Annotated in this window: 13 protein-coding genes and 1 tRNA gene; 1 reads left to right on the top strand and 13 read right to left on the bottom strand. The window is 37.3% G+C overall.

The annotated features are described in order from the left end of the window. Positions 1-722: 722 nt before the first annotated feature. From rlmH to yycF, 7 genes are all read right to left on the bottom strand, one after another. Complete coding sequence (rlmH, locus tag FFM71_RS07900; RefSeq protein ID WP_137611631.1) at positions 723-1,202, bottom strand: 23S rRNA (pseudouridine(1915)-N(3))-methyltransferase RlmH; 480 nt, start codon at positions 1,200-1,202, stop codon at positions 723-725. A gap of 394 nt (positions 1,203-1,596) precedes the next feature. Continuing rightward, the gene (locus tag FFM71_RS07895; RefSeq protein WP_137611630.1) at positions 1,597-2,970 is read right to left on the bottom strand and encodes a S1C family serine protease; all 1,374 of its coding nucleotides are present in this window, start codon (positions 2,968-2,970) and stop codon (positions 1,597-1,599) included. A gap of 500 nt (positions 2,971-3,470) precedes the next feature. After that, positions 3,471-4,286 carry an MBL fold metallo-hydrolase gene (locus FFM71_RS07890; RefSeq protein WP_171000511.1) on the bottom strand — a complete coding sequence of 272 codons (816 nt, stop codon included), beginning with the start codon at positions 4,284-4,286 and terminating at the stop codon, positions 3,471-3,473. Further along, the gene (locus tag FFM71_RS07885; RefSeq protein ID WP_137611628.1) at positions 4,267-5,079 is read right to left on the bottom strand and encodes a two-component system regulatory protein YycI; all 813 of its coding nucleotides are present in this window, start codon (positions 5,077-5,079) and stop codon (positions 4,267-4,269) included. The genes FFM71_RS07890 and FFM71_RS07885 overlap by 20 nt, the downstream gene beginning before the upstream one ends. Then, on the bottom strand, positions 5,080-6,393 hold the full coding sequence (locus FFM71_RS07880; RefSeq protein WP_137611627.1) for a YycH family regulatory protein: 1,314 nt from the start codon (positions 6,391-6,393) through the stop codon (positions 5,080-5,082). Continuing rightward, positions 6,383-8,278, bottom strand: coding sequence for a cell wall metabolism sensor histidine kinase WalK (gene walK / locus FFM71_RS07875; protein ID WP_137611626.1), 1,896 nt, complete (start codon positions 8,276-8,278; stop codon positions 6,383-6,385). The genes FFM71_RS07880 and walK overlap by 11 nt, the downstream gene beginning before the upstream one ends. 719 nt (positions 8,279-8,997) lie before the next feature. After that, positions 8,998-9,699, bottom strand: a complete 702-nt coding sequence (gene yycF / locus FFM71_RS07870) for a response regulator YycF (RefSeq protein ID WP_137611625.1) — start codon at positions 9,697-9,699, stop codon at positions 8,998-9,000. A gap of 177 nt (positions 9,700-9,876) precedes the next feature. Between yycF and FFM71_RS07865 the strand changes: the two genes are divergently transcribed. Then, positions 9,877-9,949 (top strand) — tRNA-Lys (locus tag FFM71_RS07865). A gap of 226 nt (positions 9,950-10,175) precedes the next feature. On the opposite strand, the gene FFM71_RS07860 is transcribed toward FFM71_RS07865, so the two are convergent. The 6 genes from FFM71_RS07860 to mmuM all read right to left on the bottom strand — a co-directional run bounded on the left by FFM71_RS07860 (position 10,176) and on the right by mmuM (position 17,028). Then, entirely contained in the window at positions 10,176-10,718 is a 543-nt protein-coding gene (locus FFM71_RS07860; protein WP_137611624.1) for a 5-formyltetrahydrofolate cyclo-ligase, read from the bottom strand. Positions 10,719-11,172: 454 nt separating this feature from the next. Then, a complete protein-coding gene (locus FFM71_RS07855) occupies positions 11,173-11,613 on the bottom strand; it encodes a MarR family winged helix-turn-helix transcriptional regulator (protein WP_171000510.1) in 441 nt (146 codons plus the stop codon). 11 nt (positions 11,614-11,624) lie between these two features. After that, positions 11,625-12,578, bottom strand: coding sequence for a quinone oxidoreductase family protein (locus FFM71_RS07850; protein WP_137611622.1), 954 nt, complete (start codon positions 12,576-12,578; stop codon positions 11,625-11,627). A 495-nt stretch (positions 12,579-13,073) separates the two neighbouring features. After that, on the bottom strand, positions 13,074-13,823 hold the full coding sequence (locus FFM71_RS07845) for an SLAP domain-containing protein (protein WP_137611621.1): 750 nt from the start codon (positions 13,821-13,823) through the stop codon (positions 13,074-13,076). A gap of 159 nt (positions 13,824-13,982) precedes the next feature. Continuing rightward, complete coding sequence (locus FFM71_RS07840) at positions 13,983-15,569, bottom strand: cation:proton antiporter (RefSeq protein ID WP_137611620.1); 1,587 nt, start codon at positions 15,567-15,569, stop codon at positions 13,983-13,985. A 511-nt stretch (positions 15,570-16,080) separates the two neighbouring features. After that, a complete protein-coding gene (gene mmuM / locus FFM71_RS07835; RefSeq protein WP_137611619.1) occupies positions 16,081-17,028 on the bottom strand; it encodes a homocysteine S-methyltransferase in 948 nt (315 codons plus the stop codon). Positions 17,029-17,099 lie beyond the last annotated feature (71 nt).

Genomic DNA, 17,099 nt, shown 5'->3' with positions numbered 1-17,099 from the left:
CAATGTAATGAAATAAACACAATCTGCCTAACTCCAGTAACTGAAAATCCCTTGGAATCAGTATTTTAAAAAGTGGCTAACTTGTTCTTGCAATTTGCGTGTCAATTATTTATAAAAAAAAGAAGATATTTCGCGACTTGAATATTTCAAGTAGAAAATATCTTCTTTTTTATCTTAACTTTAGAAAAGCTGAAACTTTTCATCATATCAGAATTATGATCACTTATTAACATTTGTCTAAAAGTTGAAAAACGAAAAATTAATATAGCCATTGTTGTTACAAGCCTAAAGTTATTTTATTTAAATAAGCGGAAGTCTTCATTTTACTGTTCCGCTATTAAAAATAAACTAGTTGGAAGAGCTGAGAGTATTCATTTGCAGCGAAAGTAGCGTTATTGCTTCAGCAATTGAATACTCTCAGATCTGGAAACGGCATCCGGCATACTTACCTAAACTTTCAACCTTTAGACATTTGTTTCTTAAACAAAAAAATAAAAAACCAAGATAATCATCTATACCCAACAAACTAGCTGGAGACCGGCAGTAATGTAGTACGTGGTGGAGGTGGCGTTAGAGCTTCAGCTCTTACCCCACAGGACGTATTTTGAGATTTGCGAACTTTGCAAAGCTCAAAATCGAGGGTCGAGACCGCTCTTCGGCTCGAGCCGGTCCCACTACAGACTACATTACTGCCGGTCTCCAGCGGCCACCAACCAAAATCCCTATTTATGATATGTCCGATGATTAATAATCATGAACGAACGATAAATTTGCTCAGTCAAAACTAACCGCATCAACTGATGTGGCAAAGTGAATTTTCCAAAACATATGCTGTAATCAGCCCGCTTGGTAACTTCTGGACTAACGCCTAATGATCCACCAATTACAAAAGTAATATCCGAAGTCCCATATGTGGATAAGTCGTCGATTTTTTTGGCCATTTCCTCAGATGTGAGTTCTTTGCCGCGCAAATCGAGTAAAATCACATATTCCTTATCTTTGATTTTACCTAATATTCGTTCTCCTTCAATTTGTTTAACTTTGATATCCTGTGCCTCACTTAAACTTTCAGGAGCTTTTTCATCCGGACACTCAACAATCTGAAACTTACAAAAAGCACCCAATCGCTTGGCATATTCAGCTATACCGGCCTTGAAGTACTTTTCTTTTAGCTTTCCAACGGTAACAATTTTAATATTCATAGTAGAAATCTCCTCGTTATTTATCATACGAAACTATCGTTTAATTGCCAAATTAATTTTAAAAATACGAATTATCATGAGGATTTATTTTTGCACAGAGAAATAAAAGTTTGTTTGTTTTTGTGTAACACTTATCATCCCTAATTTAATAAGCATTACTCTCATTGATGAATCCGACCATTAAAAGTTATCAACAGCTGTGGGTAATTCTGTGGATAACTTTTCTACAACGGTTTTTCTAAATTTTTGCCACTTATACACAGGTTATTAACATCTGTGGAAAACTATTGTTTATTAGTTTTCTGAAAAGTCGAAATAAATATCCATTTTGTACATAATTGTTCAAAAAAAAGCGTGAAACCACTATTACTTGGTTTTACGCTTTTATTCGTGTTTATTCGGTTGTCTGTTTGGTTAAGTGTACTTTAGCAGTACTCAATTTACCATTTCTGTAATATTCAACATTTACTGTATCACCAACTGAATGTGAATATAAGGCTGTATGCAAGTCTGCAACAGACGTTACGGTCTTGTTACCCAATTTCACGATAACGTCGTACTTCTTCATACCAGCGGCCTTAGCAACTGATCCTGAGGTCGTACTGTAGACTACAACACCTTTCGTTACGCTACTTGGCAATTTCAAGCTTGATTGTGAGTCATCAGTAATTTGATCAAGGTCTAAGACTTTGATACCAAGTGATGGCCGTTCAACTTTACCATTAGCAACTAATTGATTGATAATCTTGACTACTTCATTACTTGGAATAGCAAAGCCCATCCCTTCAACTGAAGAGCCATCTGTACTTGAAGCCAATTTCATTGAGTTGATACCAACAATTTGACCTGCGGCATTAACTAACGGACCACCTGAGTTACCAGGATTAATAGCAGCATCAGTTTGTAAAACAGTTGCCTGTCCGGTTGCTTGTCCAGTATTTTGGTCTTGAGTTGTGACAGTTCTGTTAGTAGCTGAAATGATACCTTGAGTAACTGTCGTAGCATATTCACTACCTAATGGCGAACCAATAGCAATTACCGGATCACCCGGTGAAACGTTGTCTGAGTTACCAAATGACGCTGTAGCAGGTACTTTACTACCTGGAATCTCTAAGACAGCCAAGTCAGTTGCTGTATCAGTACCAACTAATTTAGCAGATACTTTAGTACCATCTTCCAAAATAATTTCGAGTGAATCAGATCCCGAAACAACATGGTTATTCGTTACGATATAACCTTTACCATTTTGTTTAGCGTAAATCACACCAGAACCTTCACTGTACTCTTGCAAGTTACTGTTGCTAGAAGAACTGGAATTAGAATTACTGCTGTCGCCACTCTCATCAGCCTGTGTTTGTGTACTACCTGATGATGAACTATCCGACGACGAGCCACTATCTCCAAACAAGTCACCAAAAATGGATGAAATACTGCCATCACTGGAGCTCTGTTCCTTTTGTTTCTGCAAGTTGATAACGGAAACGACGGCACCGTTAACCTTCTTGTATGCCCCAGACATGGAACTGGATGTATTTACCTTCGTATTGCTAACTTGCGTCGTTCCGGCCGTATTGCCGACACTAGCTGTATCGGAAGAGTTATTACCGAAATATGTGAATCCTGCAAAAGCAATTACTACACCTAAAGCGGCGGAGATAAATGCTACAATTCCCGTCTTAAGCAAAGAATTATTACCAGAATTCTTAGTGGAACCACGTTTCTTTTCTTCTACTCTTGATTCAGATTTGTCTTTATTGTCATTATTCATACATTTTCACTTCCCCACACATTTAATAATTTACTAACAAATAGTGCTAGTTAATAACCTATTTTAAATACTCAGAATTCTTCATTTTATTGTTCCGGCTATTAAAAAAATAAACTAGTTGGAAGAGCTGAGAGTATTCATTTGCAGCGAAAGTGGCGTTATTGCTTCAGCAATTACACCACCGGACGTGTTAAAAATTCGCGGTTTTTGCGAGGCTTCAACCGAGGAACGAGTTCGCTTCCCAGGCTCGGGCCGTTCCGCGCAGCAATTGAATACTCTCAGCTCTGGAAACGGCATAATGCATCAAACTTTCAACCTTTAGTTAAATATTTTAAATTTCCCTAAGTAACTAAGCTCGTAAGAATATATCCATACCAGCAGGTAAATACTATCAGATCTGAAGCCGGTATATTTAACTAGCACTACAAGTTTTACTAACTATAATATACCGTTAAAATATGAAAAAATTATGAACGACTTATGATTAAATTGTTTACTTTTTAAAGAGCAATCAACGCATCTGCCACTGCAGGGTCAGTATCATTGATTTTGAAATCGTGACCCACACCAAAATCGTGGTCCTCCAATACTTGAGTAACCTCTTGTCTGGCAGCCGCCTTGGTGTTATTTTCGTGACTCAAATGTCCCAAGAAAATCTGTTTAGTATTATTACCGATAACGTCCATCAACGTGCGAGCTCCATCTTCATTCGAAAGATGTCCTTTTTCACTGAGGATTCGTTGCTTCAGAGGCCAAGGATAGATACCATCACGAAGCATTTCAACATCGTGATTGCATTCCATCAAATAGCCATCCGCATTTTCGATTGTCTTTTGAATTCGGTCAGACACGTAACCTGTATCTGTTAAGATAACGAACTCCTTGCCGTTGTGATAAAACTTGTAGAATTGAGGGTCAGCCGCATCGTGAGAAACGGCAAAACTTTCAACATCCAAATCATCTAAAGACATAACTTTATTGTGATTAAAAATATTGATTTGGTCCTCAGAAACCTTTCCAATTTTTGGCAACATTGCAGCCCAAGTTTTCTCATTAGCATAAACACTTAAACCATACCGTCTAGCTAAAACTCCGACACCTTGAATATGATCCGTATGTTCATGTGTTACAAAGAGCGAATCAACCTTAGTAATATCTTTTCCGATACTATCCATGGCTCTCTTAATTTTGATACCAGACAATCCGGCATCTACTAAGACCCGGTGCTTAGGCGTTTCGATATAAGTGGCATTACCAGAACTGCTACTGGCTAAGACACTGATTTTTAAACTATCATCATTGGGCACTATAATTATCTCCGTTTGTTGAACTCTTTATAATATTGCCCGTAAAGGCATTAACTTTTTTCGTTGCTGAAACTTTACTATCTTTATTCTTAATTGTCACGAACCAAACTGGAATGTAAATCGTACTATTCTTCGCTTCCAATAATTTCGTATAAGCTAAATTAGCGTAAGAAATTTTAGAGTTGTTAGGAATTTCAGAATTAGCATACAAATTAGTAATGACATCTTTTTCACTCTTAATTGCTTGTTTTTCATGCAGGATTATCATTGAATCTACATAAGTCTGAGTATAACCTACCACTTCTCCATCAGAAACGGAAAAAACTAGCTGTGCTGTTTTATCATAGACTTCACCTAACGAACCAGTTCTGACATAAACAATCTGAGAATTAGTTGAAAGCTGAGGTGCATATTTATATTGTTTACCGAATAAAATATTGCTGTCTTTTTGAACAAATCTGTTCATAACATCTTTTCTATCAGCATTTGTAACTGTAATTGGATCATTCAAAGTACTTGATATCATGTGATTAACTTCTTCATAGTTAATTTTTTGATTATTTAACTTTTGAAGATTTTGAGCCAATGATTCATCAGGTTGTGAGCCCAAGTAATAAGCATAGCCACTCTTGGTATCCAAACTGCCAAAACTAATATTACGTTTGTGCATTTCAGCTACGGTTGATGTGTTATTACTAGTGCTACTAACCAACTGTTGACTGTTACGAAATGACAAGAACAGGAAAATATCTAGTGAGAAAAAAACTATTAGGAATATAACTTCAATTCTTCTAAAATCCATTTAATCTTCCTCCGCACTTTCATTTGTCCACTCGTCATATGACTTCCAATGACTATCAATTTTCACGTAATAAGTAGGTTTCAAATCGACAACCTTCTCATTATCAGCCTCAGCTTCCCACTGATAACCGACTTCGATATCTTCAACATCATTAGGAGAATAGCCAGCTCGTTGTAAGCCTTTAAAGATAGCATTGGTTGATTTCAATCGTGTCGCTGCTTGATTAGATGGCACCGGAACTTCCAAAACTTTATTCAAGAAATGTTCTGTGCTGCCCTTTCGACTGAATTTAATTCGAATCGAACCAAATTGACTCTTCTTAAAGATTGGGAAACCTTCGACATATTCACGGAAAACTAAATCTTTATTATCCCAATCCGCACTGTACAAACGTAAGTTAGAGATAGAGTTTTGAATATTAGTGATTTTTTGATAACCTCGCTGCAAGAAAGTCAGCTGATTCTTAGGAACCGACGTATCAGTATAATCTTCAAACGTCAATTCGTCAGTATTATGATCTGAAACCAATCGTTTCGATTCACCGTAATTATACGTATAAACGCCATTATCCTCAGAAGTTACTAAACCATTCGTATTGGAATCAAATAAGGCTGTCGTATACTCGCCATCTTGTTTACCGCTGATGACATAAGAATAAGTTTTCAGTTTAATTGGATTGACGTAAGACGTGAAGACACCGTGCTTCATAATATCCAAACGAACTTGGAGATTAATATTAGCCTTCTTAACCAATTTGGTTAGCGGTACCGATGAAGCATTTTTTAACTTAGCTTTGTAAACGGCATAATTACTGTCATTAGCTAAATAAATATTTGGATCTTTCTTATCTTTCAAATTCACCAAAATTCGATTGAACTGATTAGATTTATCATTTTTCAAACTATCATTGTTCAGCAAATATCCGAAGGTATTGATTGAAATGGCAGTCGGATAGACCATTTGTAACATATTCTTGCCCTGAATGATTTTTTGATAATAAGCGCCATCTTTTTTGGAGACTTGCTTAGGTTCACTAATTTTCCAATCTTGCATAACTTTTTGAATACTCAGTGAAATATTTTCATTACTGTTATAAATTAAATGTTGCTCGGTCTCATCGTGCCAAATTACCGACGTGGGACTGATAACTTGATTCATGGGAATTTCATTCTTATTTGATTCGGCAGATGTTACATCAATATTGCGGCCTCGTTGATAACGCGCAGTATTTGTCCAGATGAAAAAGGATAGGACAATACTAGTGATCACGGCTACAGTCAAAAATATTTGGACGATCAATCGACTAAACTTCATCCCATTCTCCTCCAGTTTCGTTAGGATCAAATGGTAAGGAAATGTAGAATGTTGAGCCCTTACCTTCAGCACTGTTGACCCAGATTCTACCCTTGTGTTGTTCAACAATTTCTTTCGAAATGGATAGACCTAGTCCAGTACCACCTTGTTTTCTCGAACGTGCTTTATCAACACGATAGAAACGTTCAAAGACTTTCTTAATATCCTTTCTAGGGATACCCAAGCCTTCATCGGAAATGCTAACAATAATATGCTTGTTAGTTTCCAACAAACGACAAGTTATGACACCACCGTCGGGAGAATATTTGATAGCATTATTCATAATATTATCGACCACTTGCGTCATTTTATCTGTATCAATTTCGACCCAAAGATCCTTGCTGGTGAAAATACGCTTGATACGGTAATTTTTAACAATTTTCGTATCATCCTCTTTAGCATCAGCTTTTTCCTTTTTCAACATCATATCAAAACGATCCAAGATATAAGAGAAGAATTCATTGAAGTTAACTAACTCTCTATCAAGTTTCGAACGACCTTGGTCCATTCGTGACAAACTCAACAGATCCTTGATCATTCGGATCATTCGGTCAGTTTCCTCGGCAGTAACACCTAAGAATTGTGGAGCCAACTCTTGATCTTTCCAAGCACCATTATTTAAAGCATCGATATAACTACTAATACTTGTCAAAGGTGTTCTCAATTCATGCGAAACGTTGGAAACAAACTGACGACGTTCACTATCAATTTTTTGCTGTTCAGTGACATCATGAAGAACACAAACCATACCACTGATAAAGCCACTATTTCTTTGAATCAATGAAAAATCAGCGTTTAAAATCAACGAATTATCATCAGTTTCATCGTAATCTTCATTATTATCATTAGTTTCAATCACCATTGGATCAGGATTTTCCAACAAATCATCAAAACTAGTCCGATCCTTGATTCCAAGAACTTCCACTAAAGGTTGCCCAATAGCTTCGTCCTCGTCTTTTTCCAAGAACTCTTGTGCCATTTCGTTGATAACGGTAATATTTCCCAAACGATTCGTGGCAATAACACCATCTGACATTTGGGTCAAAACACTGTCCAGCCTTCGTCGCTCAGACTCCGAGTTTTCGGTGGCCTCTTCAACTTTAACCGACAAATCATTAACAGCCATTGCCAGTTGACCTAACTCATCAGGAGAATAAACTCGAACCTGTCCGGAATAATCTCCTTCAGCCATACGGACAGCTTGCTGTTTCATTTCATCAATTGGTCGTGTAATGGCCCGCGCAATGAAAATTGCAATTATGGCACCTAATAATCCGGCCACTAGGGATGCTGTTAGAAAAATCAAGATAATACTATTGATTCCGGTATAAACTGATTCCATACTGGCACGAACATAAATTGCTCCAACAACAGTACTATTATCCGGTGAAGTCACTGGAACAATCGATTCGTAAGAACTACCATTTTGCTTCTCATAGTAAATTTGCGTAATTTTCTTGTCATTACGGATACTTTGTTTGATATTATCTTTCAAAGTCTGCGTTCCAACGATATTGTCACCATCTGAATCCTTAGCCCCCACAATAATACCGCTGCGGTCGACTACTTGGACATCGGTGATATCAGTGCTGACTCGAGAATAATCTTGAATGGCATTGCCAATATTTTCTCGGGTATGTTGATCATTATCCGTTAAATTTTCTGAAATTTGATTAAGCGTATAGGCAGGCACTTGCACGGAAGTTTCAAAATTAGCAACATTTTGATCCTCTAACTGACGCACAAAATAGGCCCCAATGATTTCAATTGTGACTATCAAAATTAAAATAAAAGACAATCCGATTTTGAAGTTAATCGAATGTAAAAAGACAAATCTATTTTTCAAAATATTTCCACCTAAATTGTACAGACTTGGTTATATTATACAGCTTCCTGGTTAAATATGCCGCCTCCGGTCATCAGTGATTTTTTGTCCGCTATGAGGACCGGTCCGAGCCTGAGAAACGGTCTCGAACCTCGCTTTGAAGCCTTACCACAAACCGGTAAGTCTCCAAAGTCGCCCTGTGGTGTAAGTGCTAAAGCACTAACGCCACCTCCACAGCGTACAAAAATCACTGATGACCTCCGGCTAGAATTACTTTGATTTGGAATTATAACTATTGTTGTTAAAAGCCTATGGTTAATTTATTTAAATAATCAAAAATCTTCTTTTTATTGCTACTTCTATTAAAAAATAAACTAGTTGGAAGAGCTGAGAGTATTCATTTGCAGCGAAAGTGGCGTTATTGCTTCAGCAATTACACCACCGGGCGTGTTGGAGACTCGCGGGTTTTGCGAGGCTTCAACCGGGGTCCGAGACCGCACTTTGGCTCGGGCCGTTCCGCGCAGCAATTGAATACTCTCAGCTCTGGAGACGGCATACTTAATTAAACTTTCAACCTTTAGTTATAACTATAAAAAAAACTGACTCGCATTTTTCATGCCAATCAGTTTTTTTAGTAGAATTACCAACACAGTCGGAAATTATCCAACTTATGAGTAGTATAGTATTTATTTGTAATGGAAGAATACTCTTAGTTCTAAAGATATTTTACTTCCTATCTATTACTCACTATCTGGATCTCTCAAATAGTAACCAACGCCACGTCTTGTCATTAACCATTCTGGTTGACTAGGATTGTTTTCAATCTTTTCACGTAGGCGTCTTACAGTAACGTCAACCGTTCTGACATCACCAAAATAATCATAGCCCCACACTGTTTGAAGCAAGTGTTCACGTTTCATTACTTGTCCAATGTGTTGAGCTAGATAATGTAACAATTCGAACTCACGATGAGTTAATTCAATTTCCTTACCGTTTTTTGTGACAGTATAAGCATCGGGAAGAATGGTTAAATCCCCAATTTTAATCTCACTAGTTTTAGTATCTTCACTGTGAGCGTGTGTTTGGGTTCTTAAACGTGCCTTAACACGAGCAACTAATTCCCGATTAGAGAATGGCTTAGTGACATAATCATCTGCCCCAAGTTCTAGGCCAATAACCTTATCAATTTCGGTATCCTTGGCCGTTAACATAATAATTGGAGTATCTTTAGTTTTTCTGATAGTTCTTGCTACTTCAAGACCGTCAATAACCGGAAGCATTAAATCAAGCAAAATTAGATCTGGATCATCCTCATCAACTTTATCCAAAGCTTCTTGTCCATCAAAAGCAGTTATGACTTCGTAGCCTTCATTTTCCAAATTATATTTAACAATGTCGGAAATTGGTTTTTCATCATCTACTACTAGAATTTTTTTAGCCATATAATTTATCTCCTTGACGTGAATATTATACAAGTTATTAGTTATTAAAACAAAAGCACCATAAAGCAGGGTTAAATTTTTTAAATTTTTTTCAAAAAAAGACTTGTCAGAAATTTGGGGCTTATGGTATGATATATCTCGTTGGTTGAGAGAGATACGCAATCAACACAGATACATGGGTGGTTAGCTCAGCTGGCAGAGCAACGGACTCTTAATCCGTGGGTCTGGGGTTCGATCCCCCAACCACCCATAAATGCGATTCTCGCTTAAACCGATTATGATGAAAATCATGATCGGTTTTTTAGTATCTACAATTGTTTCCAGCAAGTAACTATGTTAACACCTTTAGACTACCTAGTACAATAATTTGGATTAAAAATGAGTTGTATCACACTTAAAGAACCAAATAATTAAGTATGATACAACTCATTTTGTTGCTGAAAATATCAAATTTTCTTATGTTAAATACATTACTTTTAATTCACACAGATCAATTTTTGAATCTTAATATCATAATCCTCAATTTCCCAATCTGCCGTGTCAAAATACATAGCAGATGGAACTAAAGCCACTGTTTTACCAGTATATTTTGCCAAGAAACGATCATAATAGCCGCCACCAAAACCAACTCGATAATTTGAATCCTCTGCGAAGGCCAACCCTGGAACAATGACTAAATCGGGTGTTTGGTTGACCAAATTCTCGTTATATACTGGTTCGAGTATTCCATAATCACTTCTTACCAAATCATCACTATTTGTAAATGGTAGAAAAGCCATTTGACGGTGAGGCATTGTTTTTGGTAGAAAAACTTGCTTGTCTTCTGCTTGGGCAGCCTCAATAATTGGTGTTGTGGGAACTTCAATAAGTGAACTAACAGTGGTTGCAATGGTCTTGGCATTCTTCCACTCAGAAGTATCCTGTAATTTTTTAAGTAGCTGTAATCCTTCAATACGAGTTAGTGTTTTATTTTTATGTAATTGTTTTGTCTGCTGTTTACGTAATTCCTTCTTATCGATATGCTTGCCCTCCGAAACCGTAATTTACTATCTAATAGTTTACAATTAAATAATCTAAAATTAAAACTGATGTGCTTGATAATTAAAGGTTGAATGGTGAAAAACTAATATAACCTCCAATGTTACAGGCCTAAATCTAATTTATTTAAATAATTAGGAATTTTCGTTTTATTATTCCTTCTATAAAAAATAAACTAGTTGGAAGAGCTGAGAGTATTCATTTGCAGCGAAAGTGGCGTTAGGACTTTAGTCCTTACGCCACCGGTCGTGTTGAAGACTCGCGGTTTTTGCGAGGCTTCAACCGAAGTTCGAGACCGCACTTTGGCTCGAACCGTTCCGCGCAGCAATTGAATACTCTCAGCTCTGGAAACGGCATATTTAACTAAACTTTCAGCCTTTAGCTGATAATACGAAAAAAAATTGAAGTCATATATGTGCAGACTTCAATCTTTTTTTATTTGCTGGAATCAGTATCTTCAAAATTGTTAAGAGTGGTTGCCAGATGTTGTAAATTTTTAAGCAGCTCATTTTTTTCAGTATCCGACCAATCATCTAGCGCCTTACTAATATTATTCATTCTAGTTTTGTCTAAAATCGCTTTTAGTTTTTCACCATCTAACGATAATTCAATCGAACGAACTCTGGCATCAGCAGTCCCGTCTTTAGTCGTCACCAAGTCCTTCTTCTCAAGTTTATCGATTTGTCGGCTGACACTGGAATGGCTTTTTCCTAGCATATTGGCTAATTCACTGACATTTGTCGGCTGTTCACGTCCAATGGTAGCGAAAAGCTGAAATGACGTAACTTCTAAATCAACACCAGCATCTTTAATGAAGGCTTTATCACGATCAGTTCGATTGAAAAACGAAACAATTGTTATTAATGCTTTGATCAATTCATTCTCCATTATTTCACCGTCACAACTGCACGTGGTGTCAATGGTGCATTCCATGCTTCACCGATTTCTGACAAATCAAAATTATTGGTTTTCATAGTTATTTTCTCTTTTGCGGCCCATTGAAAGACCCCATTGATGGCTGAAATCAATTGTGGCATAGTTGCACTTTTGACACCGCTGCCTAAAATTTCAATTGCTGAAGAACGCAAGACTGCTGATGGTAAAGCAATATCAGCTTGTCCAGCAGACGCTCCGATACTGACAAACCGTGTAGCATTGTGACCACCAAACATTGCGACAGCTTTCATAATAGCAATGGCACTGTCACCCCATAAGTAATCTAGGACAACATCAACGCCAGCTTGCATCTGCTTTACCAAATCAGCGGTAAACTTATCTGCTCCACCTTCGGCATTCATGTCGAAAGCTACCATTTCATCAGCACCTAATCTGCTTAATTTCTCGCTATTACGACCAGTAACGATAACTTTCTTAGCTCCCATATGATAAGCAATTTTAACAGCCAAACTTCCTGCCGTTCCAGTTGCCCCATTGATTAAGACAGTTTGTCCGGCTTCAAAGTGAGCTCGACTTACTAAAGCCGTCCATGAAGACATCCCTGGATTCGCGATTGCCGCTGCCGTAACATCGTCAATTCCATCTGGTAATGGTAAGATTAAATGTTCATTAATCAAAGTTTTTTCTGCTAAGGAACCATAAGGTGCATTGGTAGCCAAGAAATATACTCTCTTGCCATTCAAAATCCCAACGCCGTCAGTTCCGGCAACATTTGGATAAATTGAATCGGCTGAATAATGCTGTCCCATAGCGCGCATCTTCGTCAGATTGCTCAATGCCGATGCCTTAACATCAACGATTACGTTACCTTCTTTTAATTCTGGTTCATCAAAATCTCCATAAATTGGTGCTTTACCCTTTTCTGTTACAATTGCTGCTTTCATAATTTACTACCTCTTTTTTAATGTTATTTTGTTTTTATAATTAAGTGCGTTTTGCACTCATTTAAAATAACACGATTAGGTGCATTATGCAACTAATTTTAGATAAAAAGTTTTTATAAAATTAGAGTTCATTTGTTTAAACAATTGGAAGTCTTCATTTTATTGTTCCGCCCATTAAAAAAACTAGTTGGAAGAGCTGAGAGTATTCATTTGCAGCGAAAGTGGCGTTATTGCTTCAGCAATTACACCACCGGGCGTGTTGAAAACTCGCGATTTTTGCGAGGCTTCAACCGAGGTGCGAGACCGCTCTTTGGCTCGGTCCGTTCCGCGCAGCAAATGAATACTCTCAGCTCTGGAAACGGCATACCTAATTAAATTTTCAACCTTTAGTTATGTGAAAAAAGGAGACTGTCTCTCACTTGATTACTTCAAGTGGAGGACAGTCTCTTTTTGACAAATTTTTAAATTAAATTCACATATGATTATTTTTAGAAATTAATATACATCAGCAGCAATAACATATTCATTAGTTGCAACACGTAAGTAACCCACGCCGCCAGTATTGGAAATCTCGTCGGCATACCACTTAGTATTTGGTGCCAAAGCCCGATCAGTAATCAGTTGACCGTTGACATCATATAACGCAGTTGGTGGACCGGGTCTCGTTGTTATAACTTGACTAGTTGCTCTGGTAAATCCAGCCTCATAAACACGGACATCTGTACCACTAACATATTCACCTGAACCAACCCGATAATAAGTACCACTGTCAACATTATTTATCTGATCAATCTTCCAAACTGAACCATCTGGCAATGTTTTTCCAATTGGTGATCCACTAGCATCATAAAGTGCAGCCCCATAATCAGAAGTTACTACAACGCCATCATAGTTTCCGGCCGATTGGATACCATTGCCGCTAAATCCAGCTTCCATCTTGTAGTGAACATCAGAAGCTTTAACATATTCGTCAGTACCAATTCCATAATATGAACCATTATAGAGTGTGTTTTCCAGATTAGTCTTCCACTCTGAATTCATTGGTAAATATTTTCCTGTTGGAATTCCGTAAGAATTATAAATTTGCGCACCAGTATCTCTAACCGTCACAACGGAAGTTGCAATTGCTGTGTAGCCGTAATAATTATCATCAGCTTTAGCAGTTGTAGGACCGGAAATTGCGGTTGCTCCAGCACCAAGTGCTAATAATGAAGAAAATAATAAAACTTGTGTAAATCTCTTCATAAACTCATCTTCTTTAAGTAAATCAATAGCATATTCTGCTATCAGCTTGTATATTAGCAAGTTTTTGAAGTTCGAGTATTAATTAACGCTAGTCATTTAGTATATGCATGGTGCTAGTTAAATATCCCGTCTACAGATTTGGAAACGGCATACTTAACCTTATTCAGTTTCATCCTCTGAAACGGTTGGTCCAATAACCAATGACTCCGCCATCAGAATTTCATTATATAATTTAAAAACATAATTTTGATATTTAACTTCACTCTGCGAAATCATATCCAAATACTGTCTTTCTTGCTCAAAGGCCGTCATGAATGCCCGCATCTCGAGTTCCTTTTCTGCCCCAGTAAATTCAGAATGTTTAACAACTTCCAACCACTCTCTGACAAAATCACGCGTCCTAGTTCGTTGCTTTTGAGCCATTAAATCAAACGTAACTGATTTCTTAACATTATCTGGTAAATACATTTTATTAATTGTCACGATTGCTTGATGAACCATATTAACACGGATCTCAGCAACCTCTTCATCAATTTCACTATTTGTTGCCTCATGCTTCAAAACAAATCTGAAGACGATTGTTGGAACAATTAAGCTCAGAATAATCAGGACACTCTCTGACATCAAAATTAAATTGAAATCAGAATTTTTAACATGATATTCGGCCAAAGTATAGGCCAGTGCCAATGTGACAGCTCCATGAACTCCACCTAATGAAAAAATCCAGCCGGAACGATTATTAAACTTTAATCGCAAGCGTCCATAAACGTAACGTGTCAAAACATTAACAACATATAAAATTGTACCAATAGCCAACCATTTCAGTGAATCAGTCGAAAAACGTTCATCGAAAATGATTTTTGTAAACATGAACCCTAATATGACAAAAACTATACTGTTGAAAATTTCTGTAATCATTTTTTGAACATCATCGCCAAAATGAACTTGTTGAGCATTTGTTAATCGACTCCGTTGTGATTCTGCGTTCGAAACTAATCCCGCACAGACTACTGCGATGATACCTGAAATATGAATCTGCTCAGATAAATAATATAGAACAAACGGTTCAACAATATACAATAAAATCTGGGAATTTAGTGAGTTGTAAGACGTTCGTATTAAAATTTGGCGGAATAGCACCATTACCCAGGCAAATGCAAAACCAACTGCCACTCCACCAACTGCTGAAATAAGAAAATCGATAATTGTTTCTTGATAATTGATATAACCGTTAACGTACCAAAGCGTAGCCATATTCAATAAAATAATTCCTGAAGCATCATTAAATAATGCTTCCATTTTTAAAAAGGTACCTTCATTTTTAGGCATCTTTAAACCATTTGTGACTGATTCTGTCGCCGTGGCATCCGTAGGTGTACTGATAGCCGCCAAAATAAAGGCCAAAGGTAAACTAATACCTGCTGCCACCCAAACACCGAATCCAGCCAAAACCATACATAAAATAACTAACGAAATTGCCATTTGTACAATATGTTTTAATTCTTTACCAACAGAATTCAAATGCGTTGCTTGGCCTTCAAAAAATAGCAATGGCGCTACAATCAGGCCAATAAAAATATCAGAATTAAAATTTTCAATATGACTGCCTAAACTGGGAATCAAGAAAATCCCCACTCCAACAACCATACTAATATAGTTAACCGAAATTTTTGAAAACACCTGTGCCGCGAACATACTGACAACAGCTGCCAAAGCCAAAATAAAGGTTGAGATCATCATGCCCATAGCGTTGCCCCCTCGTTTTTTTCCTTCATAAATATAGCACATTAAAATGAAATGTACTCATTGTATGCTGCCGTCTCCAGAGCTGAGAGTATTAACCTGCTATGCGGACCGGCTCGAGCCTGAGGAACGGTCTCGAACCTCGGTTTGAATTCTTGCACAAACCGCAAGTATCCAAATACGCCCGGTGGCGTAATGGCTGAAGCCATAACGCCACATCCACAGCTGGTTAATGCTCTCAGCTCTTCCGACTAATTGTTCGTTGATACGTGAATTAATAGTAATTAACTGAAGGTTGAAAGGTGAAAAAGTAATCGCAAAAAGTAATATAAACATTATTGTGATATTCATTACCCCCAAAAAATCGGATTAAAAAAAATACAACAAAAAAAGGAATGTATTCTTTTTAAAAAATAGAATTACATTCCTTTTGGCTATATAATTTTAGAATTTGTTTCACATGGAACATATGGTATTTAATCACCGCAAAAACACTATATATGGTATTGGAATATTAATGAATATAATTACTTATTGATTTAATGTCGTTTGGGGTTGTTCGACAGCATCCGCCAATCAACTTGGCACCAGCCTCTAGCCACCCTGGCACTAAATCAGAAAAGGTGTCAGCTTGAAGACTGGCCTGCCATGTTTTTGTGACGGGATCATAAATATCACCATTATTAGGGTAAACAATAATTGGCTTATCCGTCACCTGATTAACATTACGAACAACTTCGTGGATATTTTCCAAGGTTGTACAATTGACCCCAATTGCCGAAACTTGGTCAGCACCATTGAAATATTTCACGGCTTCCGACAAAGATGTACCATTACACAAGGTCGAATCATCTTTAACACTAAACGTTAACCAAGCGTGTTGTTTAGGAAACTTTTCAATCAACAAGTCGACTAGTGCGTTGGCTTCATCAAAGTTAGGTTGAGTTTCAAATGCAAACAGATCCACTCCAGCTCGATCCAGCAACTCCATTCTGGAATAATGAAATTCCTGATACTCTGACTTGCTTAAATTATAATCTCCACTGTATTCACTGCCATCTGCCAAATATGCACCATAAGGTCCGACACTACCGGCAACTAAAGGGTGGGGTGCTCTTTTTTGACGGACATCTTTTGGCAAAGAATTGAAATAATTATTGCGAGCTTTATTAGCTAATTCCACAGCCTTAATTATTAAGTTTTCACTTTCGGACTCGCTGAATCCTAGTTCCATAAATTTTGAAACATTAGCTTGATAAGTATTAGTTGTGGCAACGTCTGCGCCATTTTGAAAATAACTTTCGTGGACAGCTGTTATCGCTTCAGGATTTTCAATCAAAGCTTTAGCCGACCAAAGATCACTGTCAGTATCAATGCCGCGTTTTTCTAGCTCTGTTGCCATTGCCCCATCAACAACCAAGCCGTTTCTATTTTTCAAATCTACCGCGATCAAATCACTCAAATTGCCATCTCCTCAGATATAACCTTGCTTGCCTTCTATAATAATGTAGTTTATCATAAAAATTAAACTTT

This window comes from Companilactobacillus huachuanensis (assembly GCF_005404815.1).
Taxonomy (GTDB): Bacteria; Bacillota; Bacilli; order Lactobacillales; family Lactobacillaceae; genus Companilactobacillus; species Companilactobacillus huachuanensis.
This window is presented reverse-complemented; position numbering and strand designations above follow the sequence as displayed.